This window comes from Nocardioides sp. (assembly GCF_030655615.1).
Lineage (GTDB): Bacteria > Actinomycetota > Actinomycetes > Propionibacteriales > Nocardioidaceae > Nocardioides.
The window spans coordinates 1-10,179 of the sequence record NZ_JAURVJ010000002.1 but is presented as its reverse complement, the minus strand read 5'-3'; the positions used below and the strand labels follow the sequence as shown (position 1 = coordinate 10,179).

The window sequence follows — 10,179 nt, the reverse complement described above, 5'->3', positions numbered from 1 at the left end:
GTGCCATAGTGACTGGTGTCAGACGTGGCTCTCCGATCTAGGCGGCGCAGGCTCTCCTCGACGGCGCGGCGCACGTAGCGCCGCGACGCGCGGACACCGTGGTCGTCGCCGTAGAGCCCGCGCATGCTCCCGCCGAGCTTGGTCGCCAGCACGAAGTCGTCGCGCCGGCCCCGCAGCGCCTCGCCCATCAGCTCCTCGCTGCCGCCGGCCGGGTCGCCGTAGATGTCGGCGGTGTCGAGCAGGGTCACACCGACGTCGGTCGCGGCGTCGAGGATGCCGCGGACACCGGCGAGGTCGACGCGGCGGCTGAACGCGTTGCAGCCGATGCCGACCGCGCTGACCATCAGGCCCGAGTCACCGAGGGGGCGGTAGTCCATCCGTACGTCGTCGCTCATGCCTCGACGTTAGCGAGGGGTACCGACGGCTCTCCCCACTGGCGTCACGGGGGGCCGACTCGTGCGATCGCACGAGTCGGGCGCGGCCAGCCCGCCTCCCGGGGCGCCAACTCGTGCGATCGCACGAGTCGGACCCCACCAACCCACCTCCCGAGCGACCAACTCGTGCGATCGCACGAGTTGAGGCTCGGACCCACCCACGCGCCCGCGCGGCTCAGACCCAGAACGTGTCGTGGCGCAGCATGAACTCGGCGCGCTGCTGCTCGGTCATCTCCTCGCCGCGGGCCAGCGTCTCGAAGTAGTCCTCGCGCGGGCCGCCGGGGGCGAACATCAGCAGCATCGACGCGCCCCCGCCGCCGCGGAAGCCGTGCACGCCACCCTCGGGCACGTAGAGGAAGTCCCCCGACCGCGCGGTCACCCAGTCCGCGCCGTCGAACAGCCGCACCTCGCCGGACAGCACGTAGAACTGCTCGCTGATCGAGCGGTGGAAGTGGGCGTCCGGCCCGGTCTCCTCCTCGCCGAACGTCCAGCGGTAGAGCCCGAAACGGCCGTCGGTGCGGTCGCCGGTGGCGACGTACTCGCACGTGCCGCCGGTGCGGTAGGTGATGTCGGCGGGCTCCGAGGAGCGCCGCAGCCAGGCCGACACCTCGCCGTCGGTGCCGTGGTAGGTGTCCGGCGGATAGCTCCGCCCTCGCGGAAGTGACATGCGAGCAGACTAGGAGTGCTAGCGGATCCGCGCCTTGCGCATCATCTTCAGCCCTTGGAGCATCCCCTTGACGTAGTCGTCGTAGTTCTGGCCGGGCCGGGCTCCCATGACCTGCTTCTTGAGCACGGCGAGGTTCTGCACGTCGGTGTACTTCGTGAGGCCCTGGTCGCCGTGGCGGGCGCCGACGCCGGACTGCTTGACGCCGCCCGACGGCGTCCCCTTGGACGCGAACGCGGTCGCGAGGATGTCGTTGACGTTGACGTTGCCGGAGTGGATGCGGCGGGCGACGCCCTCGGCGGCCTCGAGGTCGGTGCCCCAGACCGAGGCGTTGAGGCCGTAGTCGGTGTCGTTGGCCAGCGCGACCGCCTCGTCGACGGTGTGGTAGCGGTGGAGCGCGACGACCGGGCCGAAGGTCTCGGTGGCGCCGGCGAGCATGTCGGTGGTGACGCCCTCGAGGATCGTCGGCTCGAAGAACGCCGGGCCGAGGTCGGGGCGTGGCTTGCCGCCGGCGAGGACGGTGGCGCCCTTGGCAACCGCGTCGTCGACGTGGTGCTGCACGCGGTCCCGGTGGTCGGGCGAGACGAGCGAGCCCATCTCGGGCCCGAAGTCGTAGGACGCGCGTACGTCGAGCCCCTCGGCCCGGGCGACGAACTTGTCGCGGAACTCGGCGTAGCGCGACTCGGGGAGGTAGACCCGCTCGATGTGCATGCAGATCTGGCCGGTGTTGCCGAAGACGCCGAAGACGGCGCCCTGGACGGCCTCGTCGATGTCGGCGTCGTCGAGCACGATCATCGGGTTCTTGCCGCCGAGCTCGAGGCAGGCGCCGATGAGGTTGCGACCGGCGCGCTCGCCGATGACGCGGCCGGTCGCGGTGGACCCGGTGAACATGACGTAGTTGGCGTTGTCGATGAGAGTCGGCCCGACGTCGGGGCCCTCGCCGCAGACGACCTGGAACAGGCCCTTCGGCAAACCGGCCTCCTCGAGCATCTGGATGCCCCAGAGCGGGGAGAGCGCGGTCTTGTTGTCGGGCTTGAGGACGACCCCGTTGCCGGCGATGAGCGCGGTGACGGCGTCGGAGATGCCGGTGGCGAAGGGGAAGTTCCAGGGCGCGATGACGCCGACGACGCCCTTGGGCTGGCGGATCGCCGTCGAGGTGGTGAGGAACGGGACCGGCCCGCCGACCTTGTGGGGCTTGAGCAGCCGCGGCGCATGCTTGATGTAGTGGCTCATCACCATCGGCGGGTCGCAGGTCTCCTCGATCGCCATCCGCCGGTTCTTGCCGCTCTCGACCTGGATGAGGTCGGCGGTCTTCTGGGCGTTGTCGACGAAGATCGCGTGGGCCCTGTTGAAGACCTTGAGCCGCTTGGCCAGCGGCCACTGCGACCACTCGGCCTGGGCGGCACGCGCGTCGACGAAAGCCTGCTCGATGTCGGCCGGCGTCGACTGCGGCAGCTCGACGAGGACCTCACCGGTGTAGACCTCGGTGAGCTTCCAGGTAGTCCCTGAGGAGGCGAGGGACGAGCCGTCGCGAAGGGTGCCGCCGCTGGTGGACGGGACGCGGGCGACCAGCTGGTCGAGGAGCGCGTCGGTGACCGACGCCGGGCGCTGGGTGGCCCGTGCCGTGGTCCGTGCCGTGGTGTGTGCCGTGGTGTGTGCCGACATGACGGTCAGCCCCTTCCGAGGACGAGGTCGGCGCCGCGCTCGCCGATCATGATCGCGGGCGCGTTGGTGTTGCCGCCGGTGATCGACGGCATGATCGAGGCGTCGCAGACCCGCAGCCCGTCGATGCCGCGGACCTTGAGGTCGGGGGTGACGACGGCGAGCTCGTCGACGCCCATCCGGCAGGTGCCGACGCCGTGGTAGACCGACGTCGCGCGGTTGAGGATCTGGTCGCGCAGGGCCTGGCCCTTGACGTCCTTGCCGGGGTGGATCTCCTCCTTGACCGAGCCGCCGAACGCGGCGCCGGCCATGATGTCGCGCACCAGCTCGGAGCCCTCGCCGAGCACCTCGAGGTCGGAGGGGTCGGAGAGGTACTGGAAGTCGATGAGCGGCGAGGCCGTCGGGTCGGCCGAGGCGAGCCGCAGGGTGCCGCGGCTCTTGGGGTAGATGAGCGTCGCGAGCACGGTCAGCGACGTACGGGGGTCGACGTCGTGACGGATCGGCTCGTCCTGGTTGGGCGACACGTAGGACCAGGGCAGCAGGTGGAGCTGGAGGTCGGGCACGTCGCCCGAGGACGCCGCCTGCGAGGTCTTGAGGAACGCGAGGACCTCGAAGACCGAGTTGGCGAGGAAGGTCGTGCCGGGACGCAGGATCTCGCGGACGATGCCCTGGGCGAAGTAGGGCGCCGTACCGCGGTTCTTGCTCGACGTCGCGTGGAACGTCAGCGCGTGGAACATGTGGTCGTGGAGGTTGTCGCCCACCGGCAGGTCGGCGACGACCTGGATGCCGTGGTCCTTGAGGTGCTGGGCGTGCCCGACGCCGGACAGCATGAGGATCTGCGCCGAGCCGACGAACCCGGCGGCGAGGATGACCTCCTTGCCGGCGCGGACGGTGCGCTTGGCACCGCCGCCCTTCTTGCTGACGTCGGTGACCTCGACGCCGGTGGCGCGGCCGTTGTCGATGACGACCTTGGTGACCAGCACCTCGCTCTGCAGCTGCAGGGTGCGAGGGGCGAGGTTGTGGATGTAGCCCCGGGAGGCGGAGTAGCGCAGGCCGTCGGCAGCGTTCTGCTGCATCCTGCTCACGCCCTCCTGCGACTCGCCGTTGTAGTCGTCGAGGATCTTGCAGCCGGCCGCGTCGGCCGTGGCCTGGAGGAACTGCAGCGCCCCCTCCTGGGGGAACTTGTTGCGGGTGATCCGGATCGGGCCGCCGGTGCCGCGGAACGTGTCCTCCCCGTCCTCGAAGTCCTCCATCTTCTTGTACGCCGCGTTGACGGTGTCGGCGTCCCAGCCGGTGTTGCCCTCGGCGGCCCAGGAGTCGTAGTTGGCGCGGTTGCCGCGGACGTAGACCATGCCGTTGATGGAGCTCGAGCCGCCGACGACCTTGCCGCGCGGGACCGGCATCTTGCGGTCGAGCAGGTGCTTCTGCGGCACGGAGTAGTAGCCCCAGTCGACGGTCTTCTTGATCTCGGGGACCGAGTGCATCGGCCCGATCATCCCGGGCTTCTTCGTCAGGAACTTCTCGTCGGACTTGCCGGCCTCGAGCACGATGACGCTCGCGCCGGACTCGGCCAGGCGGCCGGCGATGGCCGCCCCCGAGCTGCCCGAACCGACCACCACGTAGTCGGCCTCGTCCTGGTAATCCGGCCTCTTCGCCATGCCTGACCTGCCCGCTCTCGTCGCTCTGCTGGGTGCTGGAGGTGTGGGCGAGCCCACATCGCGGCAACTGTAACGCGTTCTAGTTTTCCCGTCACCGGTTCACAAGCGCAAGAATCCCTCTCGTGAAGATCCTCTCGATCCAGTCGTCGGTGGCCTACGGGCACGTCGGCAACTCCGCAGCGGTCTTCCCGCTGCAGCGGCTCGGCCACGAGGTCTGGCCGGTGCTCACCGTCCACTTTTCCAACCACACCGGCTACGGCGCCTGGCGCGGCCCGCTGCTCGACCCGGCCGACGTGCGCGAGGTGATCGCAGGCATCGACGACCGCGGCGTGCTCGGCAGCGCCGACGCCGTGCTGTCCGGCTACCAGGGCGACCCGGCCGTCGGGATGGTCATCCTCGATGCGGTGGCGCGGGTCAAGGAGCTCAACCCCGACGCCGTCTACTGCTGCGACCCGGTCATGGGCGACGTGGGACGCGGGATGTTCGTCAAGCCCGGGATCCCGGAGTACCTCCGCGACCGGGTCGTGCCGCACGCCGACATCGTCACGCCCAACCACTTCGAGCTCGACTTCCTCGCCGGCCACACCACGACCACGCTGGCCGAGGTGCTCGACGCCGTCGACGAGGTGCGCGTCTTCGGGCCCCGCGACGTGCTCGTCACCTCGGTCCTCCACACCGACTCGGCGCCCGACACCCTCGACGTGGTCGCCGTCTCCGACGCCGGCGCCTGGGTCGTCACCACCCCGCTGCTCCCGATCACGCCCAACGGCTGCGGCGACGTGACCGCCGCCCTCTACCTCGCCCACCTGCGTACGACGGGCTCCCCGGCCCGGGCGCTCGAGCTGACGACCTCGTCGGTCTATGCGGTCCTCGAGGCCACGCTGGCCGCCGGCACCCGCGAGATCCAGCTGGTCGCCGCCCAGGACGCGATCGCCTCTCCGCCGCCCCGGTTCGAGGCGCGTCAGCTGCGCTGACCGCCTCGTCACCGGCGCCTGCCTACGGTGGACGGCATGGACCACAGGAACCTCGGACCCACCGGCATGCAGGTCAGCCCCCTCTGCCTCGGCGCGATGATGTTCGGGCCGTGGGGCGAGCCCGACCACGACGAGTCGACGCGGATCATCCACGCCGCGCTCGACGCCGGGATCAACTTCGTCGACACCGCCGACATGTACTCGCAGGGCGAGTCGGAGGTCATCGTCGGCAAGGCCCTCAAGGGACGCCGCGACGACGTCGTCCTGGCCACCAAGTTCCACGGCCCGATGGACGTCGCGATGGGCGAGGAGGGCGGCGACCCCAACAAGCGCGGCAACTCCCGCCGCTGGATGGTGCAGGAGGTCGAGAACAGCCTGCGCCGGCTGCAGACCGACTGGATCGACCTCTACCAGGTGCACCGCCCCGACGACGTGACGTCCGACGAGGAGACCCTCTCCGCGCTGACCGACCTGCAGCAGGCCGGCAAGATCCGCGCCTTCGGTTCGTCGACGTTCCCGGCCCACCACGTGGTCGAGGCCCAGTGGACGGCCGAGCGCCACGGCCTCCGGCGCTACGTGACCGAGCAGCCGCCGTACTCGCTGCTCTTCCGGCGGATCGAGGCCGACGTGCTCCCGGTCGCGGAGAAGTACGGCCTGGGCGTCCTCCCGTGGAGCCCGCTGGCCGGCGGCTGGCTGACGGGCAGGGTCCGCAAGGGCCAGGACGCTCCCGACAGCAACCGCGCCAAGATGATGCCGGGCTTCTTCGACGACGAGGCCAAGCTCGAGGCCGTCGAGCAGCTCAACCTGCTCGCCGACGACGCCGGCATCACGATGGTCCACCTCGCGCTGGCCTTCGTCATGCAGCACCCCGGCGTCACCTCGCCGATCATCGGCCCGCGCACCATGTCGCAGCTGGAGTCGCAGCTCGGCGCCGTCGACGTGACGCTGACCAGCGACGTCCTCGACCGGATCGATGAGATCGTCCCGCCCGGCCGCAACGTCTCGCCCGGCGACGAGGGCTACTCGCCCGCCGCGCTCGAGCAGCCGTTCCTGAGGCGGCGACGCACGGCCTGAGGTCGACGAGTCAGTAGGACTTCCCGTTGGCGTAACGGACACGCCGCGCATGCCGGCCCTTGCCGTGATTGCGGTTCTTGTAGGTCGGCAGCTGGGAATCGCAGTTGGGACAGACGAGACGGAGGTTGTCGCGACGGTTGTTGGTGGAGTCGCCGTCAATGTGATCCAGCACGAACCGAAGCTCGAGGCCCTGCCAGAGGTCCGGAAGGTTGCATATCGCGCATCGCCGTTCCTGCTCCGCTGCGATGTGGAGCCGTATGTAGTGGTCAGGCCTCGAGCAGACGCTGCCTTCACCGGTAGCGAGCCACCTAGCGACGTTGTCGCGGCGCTCGGACTCGCGCTGGCAACGGTTGCTGCAGTAGAAGCGAACGAGAGAACCCCGTCGGGGGATCTCACTCCCACATCCGCGACATTCGAACATGTTTGTCGATGCTAAATGGCAGTACCGACACTCTCGGAGCCGCGTGAGAGAGTCGAACTCTCGACATTTCGCTTACAAGGCGAACGCTCTGCCATCTGAGCTAACGCGGCGACGCCCGCGCCAGGCGCGAGCAGGCCCATCGTAGTGGCCTCAGCTCATGCCGCCGTCGAAGGCCAGCACCGTGCCGGTCATCATCCGCGCGTCCTTGGACGCCAGGTAGACGACGGCCGAGCCGATCTCGGCGGGCGTGATGTTGCGGCCCGGCAGCATCATCATCAGCCGGTCCATCACCCGCGGGTCGAGGTCGTCGGGGAACGTGGCGGCGACCTCGTCGACGAGCGGGGTGTCGGTGGAGCCGGGGCAGATCGCGTTGACGCGCACCCGGTCGGGACCGAGCTCGAGGGCCAGCGAGCGGGTCATCATGGTGAGCCCGCCCTTGGCGGCCGAGTAGGCCGCGGCGTAGGGCTGCGGGACGTGGCCGGCCACCGACGACACGTTGACGATGTTGCCGCGACAGGCCTTGAGCCAGGGCAGCGCCGCCTGCATGAGCATGAACGGACCCTTGAGGTCGATCGTCTGGACGCGGTCCCACTCGGCGTCGGTGATCGTGTGGAAGCGGCCGAACTGCACCACGCCCGCAATGTTGGCGAGCACGTCGATGTGGTCGTGCGCCGCGGTAACGGTGGCGACCGCCGCCTCGACCGCAGCCCGGTCGCCGACGTCGGTCTCGACGTACGTCACGCCGTCGGGCACGGTCGGCGCGATGTCGAGCCCGAACACGGTGTCGCCGAGGTCGCGGAACAGCTCGGCGGTGGCGAAGCCGATGCCCGACGCCGCCCCGGTGATGACGACGACGCGCGGTGCCTGCAGATCACCCATGCCCGGACCGTACCGCCGAACTAGAACAGGTTCTAGCCGCGCCGTCGCGGCGGACCCGAACCTCAATGATGCTTGAAGTGGGGCGGGTGGGTGCGCAGACTGGGCCCCATGACGCTGACGATCGGACAGCTCGCGGAGCGGTCGGGGGTGGCTCCGAGCGCGCTACGGTTCTACGAGGACCGCGGGCTGATCTCCTCGGAGCGGACGACGGGCAACCAGAGGCGCTACCCGCAGTCGACGCTGCGGCGGGTGGCGTTCGTGCGGACGGCGCAGCGGGTCGGGCTGCGGCTGTCGGAGATCGAGGCCGCGCTGGCCGAGCTCCCCGACGGGCGTACGCCGACCAAGTCCGACTGGCACCGCATCAGCAACGCCTGGCGGCCGCGGCTCGACGAGCAGATCCGGCGGATCGAGCTGCTGCGTGACCGGCTCGACGGGTGCATCGGTTGCGGCTGCCTCAGCCTGCGGTCCTGCTTCCTCACCAACCCCGGCGACGAGATGGCCGAGCGCGGACCCGGTCCGGTGCTGCTCGAGCCCTGAGGGCACCCCGGAGGTCTACGGTGCTCCCATGGCGTTGCACATCGTCGCCAACCGCCCCGATCCGGCGCTGTTGACGCTCCCCTGGGCGGCCCCGCTCGACGAGTGGACCGACGACCACGTGGTCCCGCTCCCCCGTGGCCTGTCGCGCCACGTCGTCCGGATCGTGCGGCTCAGCGGCCGGACCTACGCCGTCAAGGAGACGGTCGAGGAGATCGCGTTCCGCGAGTACCGCCTGCTGCGCGACCTGCAGCGCCTCGGCCTGCCCGCCGTCGTCCCGCAGGGCGTCGTGACCGGCCGCACCGACGCCGCCGGCGACGACCTCCCGAGCGCGCTGCTCACCGAGCACCTCCGCTTCTCGCTCCCCTACCGCAGCCTCTTCGCGCACGGGATGACCGCCGACAACCTGCCGTCGCTCGTCGACGCGATCGTCGTGCTGCTCGTGCGGCTGCACCTGGCCGGCTTCTACTGGGGCGACGTGTCGCTGAGCAATGTGCTGTTCCGGCGCAGCGCCGGCGAGTTCGCGGCCTACCTCGTCGACGCCGAGACCGGCGAGCTGCGCGCCGAGCTGTCCGACGGGATGCGCGAGCACGACGTCACCGTCGCCACCGAGAACGTCTTCGCCGAGCTCCTCGACCTCCAGGCCAGCGAGTCCCTCGACCACGAGGTCGCCGCCCACGAGATCGTCGAGCTGCTGGCCGAGCGCTATGCCGCCCTGTGGGCCGAGCTGACCGGCGTGGAGGAGTTCGGGTCCGACGAGATGTGGCGCATCGAGCAGCGCATCGAGCGCCTCAACGACCTCGGCTTCGACGTCGACGAGCTCGACATCGTCACCGACATCGGCGGCGACTGGGTCCGCATCCAGCCCAAGGCCGTCGAGCTCGGCCACCACTGCCGCGAGCTGCAGGCCCTCACCGGGCTCAACGTCGAGGAGACGCAGGCCCGCCGGCTGCTCAACGACCTGGCCTCGTTCACGGCGTACTTCGACCTCGGCCGCGAGGACCGCGCCCTCGTGGCGTCGCGCTGGCTGACCGAGATCTACGAGCCCATCACGACGATGGTGCCGGCGCGGGCGCGCGGCAAGCTCGAGGCCGCCGAGGTGTTCCACGAGGTGCTGCAGCACCGGTGGTACCTCTCCGAGCGCGCGTCGCAGGAGGTCGACCTGTTCGACGCCGCGCGCGACTACCTCGACAACGTCCTCGCCCACAAGCCCGACGAGGCGCAGGCCGTCGCCCTCGCGGAACCGGTCGACGAGCCCTGACGGTTCGTTCGCTTCTCGAGGTCCGTCACCAGGTCTCGACACCCGTTCGCGACCTCGCGGGCTCGGTCGGCGACCGGGATGCTCGACCACCCTCAGCCGAGCTCGACCTCCTTCGTCGGTCAGCTCGGCTTGCACACCCGGCAGGACTGGAGGCCAGTGCGTGCGCCGACGGGCTGCAGGTCGTCGCGGTGGCTGACGAGGGCGCAGTCACGGCGGTGTGCGGTGGTGCCGTCACCGGCGGTGACGGGCAGAGCTGAGGAGTCGCCGACCGGGTCCATGGTGGCGGCGGCCTTGGACGTGATGTCGGCGAGCACGAGCAGCGTGTCGGCGAGCCGGTTGGAGGCGGCGTTGTTGTCGGCGGCGATCTTGGCGAGCCAGGCCCCGAAGTAGAGGAACCCGCCGAGGAAGGTGACGCCGAGGCCGAGGAAGCCGCCGGAGGTCTGGTAGGCCTCGCGCTCGAACTCGTAGACCGAGTTGGCCACCCCGTAGTAGCCGAGCAGGATGATGACGATGCCGAGCGGCATCATGATCGCGCCGGCCCAGAAGAGCACGACCTGCAGCAGCGCGGAGCTGCCGCCGCCGCGCAGCGGGGCGGTGCCGCTGCCGCCGCGGGTCTGG

Annotated in this window: 11 protein-coding genes and 1 tRNA gene; 4 read left to right on the top strand and 8 right to left on the bottom strand. The window is 70.2% G+C overall.

Features of this window, described 5'->3' with window-relative positions; all coding sequences use genetic code 11:
* The 4 genes from Q7T52_RS00110 to Q7T52_RS00095 form a co-directional block, all read right to left on the bottom strand.
* The coding region (locus Q7T52_RS00110; RefSeq protein WP_304798232.1) for an aldo/keto reductase at nucleotides 1-395 on the bottom strand (395 nt) is incomplete at its 3' end.
* 214 nt (nucleotides 396-609) lie between these two features.
* Nucleotides 610-1,101 (bottom strand): cupin domain-containing protein, encoded by a 492-nt coding sequence (locus tag Q7T52_RS00105; RefSeq protein WP_304798230.1) that lies wholly within the window; start codon nucleotides 1,099-1,101, stop codon nucleotides 610-612.
* An 18-nt stretch (nucleotides 1,102-1,119) separates the two neighbouring features.
* Entirely contained in the window at nucleotides 1,120-2,763 is a 1,644-nt protein-coding gene (locus tag Q7T52_RS00100; protein WP_304798227.1) for a succinic semialdehyde dehydrogenase, read from the bottom strand.
* Nucleotides 2,764-2,768: 5 nt separating this feature from the next.
* Nucleotides 2,769-4,418 carry a GMC family oxidoreductase gene (locus tag Q7T52_RS00095; protein WP_304798225.1) on the bottom strand — a complete coding sequence of 550 codons (1,650 nt, stop codon included), beginning with the start codon at nucleotides 4,416-4,418 and terminating at the stop codon, nucleotides 2,769-2,771.
* A 122-nt stretch (nucleotides 4,419-4,540) separates the two neighbouring features.
* Between Q7T52_RS00095 and pdxY the strand changes: the two genes are divergently transcribed.
* A complete protein-coding gene (pdxY, locus tag Q7T52_RS00090) occupies nucleotides 4,541-5,392 on the top strand; it encodes a pyridoxal kinase PdxY (RefSeq protein ID WP_304798222.1) in 852 nt (283 codons plus the stop codon).
* Between the two features lie 36 nt (nucleotides 5,393-5,428).
* Nucleotides 5,429-6,466 (top strand): aldo/keto reductase, encoded by a 1,038-nt coding sequence (locus Q7T52_RS00085; RefSeq protein ID WP_304798220.1) that lies wholly within the window; start codon nucleotides 5,429-5,431, stop codon nucleotides 6,464-6,466.
* 10 nt (nucleotides 6,467-6,476) lie between these two features.
* On the opposite strand, the gene Q7T52_RS00080 is transcribed toward Q7T52_RS00085, so the two are convergent.
* From Q7T52_RS00080 to Q7T52_RS00070, 3 genes are all read right to left on the bottom strand, one after another.
* Nucleotides 6,477-6,887 carry an HNH endonuclease gene (locus tag Q7T52_RS00080; protein ID WP_304798217.1) on the bottom strand — a complete coding sequence of 137 codons (411 nt, stop codon included), beginning with the start codon at nucleotides 6,885-6,887 and terminating at the stop codon, nucleotides 6,477-6,479.
* A 37-nt stretch (nucleotides 6,888-6,924) separates the two neighbouring features.
* Nucleotides 6,925-6,997, bottom strand: a tRNA-Thr gene (locus Q7T52_RS00075).
* A 40-nt stretch (nucleotides 6,998-7,037) separates the two neighbouring features.
* Nucleotides 7,038-7,766 (bottom strand): SDR family NAD(P)-dependent oxidoreductase, encoded by a 729-nt coding sequence (locus Q7T52_RS00070; RefSeq protein ID WP_304798215.1) that lies wholly within the window; start codon nucleotides 7,764-7,766, stop codon nucleotides 7,038-7,040.
* 108 nt (nucleotides 7,767-7,874) lie between these two features.
* Between Q7T52_RS00070 and soxR the strand changes: the two genes are divergently transcribed.
* Both soxR and Q7T52_RS00060 read left to right on the top strand, forming a co-directional pair.
* Entirely contained in the window at nucleotides 7,875-8,303 is a 429-nt protein-coding gene (gene soxR, locus Q7T52_RS00065; protein WP_304798212.1) for a redox-sensitive transcriptional activator SoxR, read from the top strand.
* Nucleotides 8,304-8,331: 28 nt separating this feature from the next.
* Entirely contained in the window at nucleotides 8,332-9,561 is a 1,230-nt protein-coding gene (locus tag Q7T52_RS00060; protein WP_304798209.1) for a DUF4032 domain-containing protein, read from the top strand.
* A gap of 119 nt (nucleotides 9,562-9,680) precedes the next feature.
* Here the strand turns inward: Q7T52_RS00060 and Q7T52_RS00055 are convergent.
* On the bottom strand, nucleotides 9,681-10,179 hold a 499-nt coding region (locus Q7T52_RS00055), incomplete at its 5' end, for a hypothetical protein (protein ID WP_304798207.1).

What these genes read in the sequence shown, in the direction of transcription:
- Q7T52_RS00080 (WP_304798217.1), bottom strand. Translation starts at nt 6,887, where the DNA reads ATGTTCGAATGTCGCGGATGTGGGAGTGAGATCCCCCGACGGGGTTCT.
- Q7T52_RS00100 (WP_304798227.1), bottom strand. Translation starts at nt 2,763, where the DNA reads ATGTCGGCACACACCACGGCACACACCACGGCACGGACCACGGCACGG.
- Q7T52_RS00105 (WP_304798230.1), bottom strand. Translation starts at nt 1,101, where the DNA reads ATGTCACTTCCGCGAGGGCGGAGCTATCCGCCGGACACCTACCACGGC.
- Q7T52_RS00070 (WP_304798215.1), bottom strand. Translation starts at nt 7,766, where the DNA reads ATGGGTGATCTGCAGGCACCGCGCGTCGTCGTCATCACCGGGGCGGCG.
- Q7T52_RS00095 (WP_304798225.1), bottom strand. Translation starts at nt 4,418, where the DNA reads ATGGCGAAGAGGCCGGATTACCAGGACGAGGCCGACTACGTGGTGGTC.
- Q7T52_RS00085 (WP_304798220.1), top strand. Translation starts at nt 5,429, where the DNA reads ATGGACCACAGGAACCTCGGACCCACCGGCATGCAGGTCAGCCCCCTC.
- Q7T52_RS00060 (WP_304798209.1), top strand. Translation starts at nt 8,332, where the DNA reads ATGGCGTTGCACATCGTCGCCAACCGCCCCGATCCGGCGCTGTTGACG.
- soxR (WP_304798212.1), top strand. Translation starts at nt 7,875, where the DNA reads ATGACGCTGACGATCGGACAGCTCGCGGAGCGGTCGGGGGTGGCTCCG.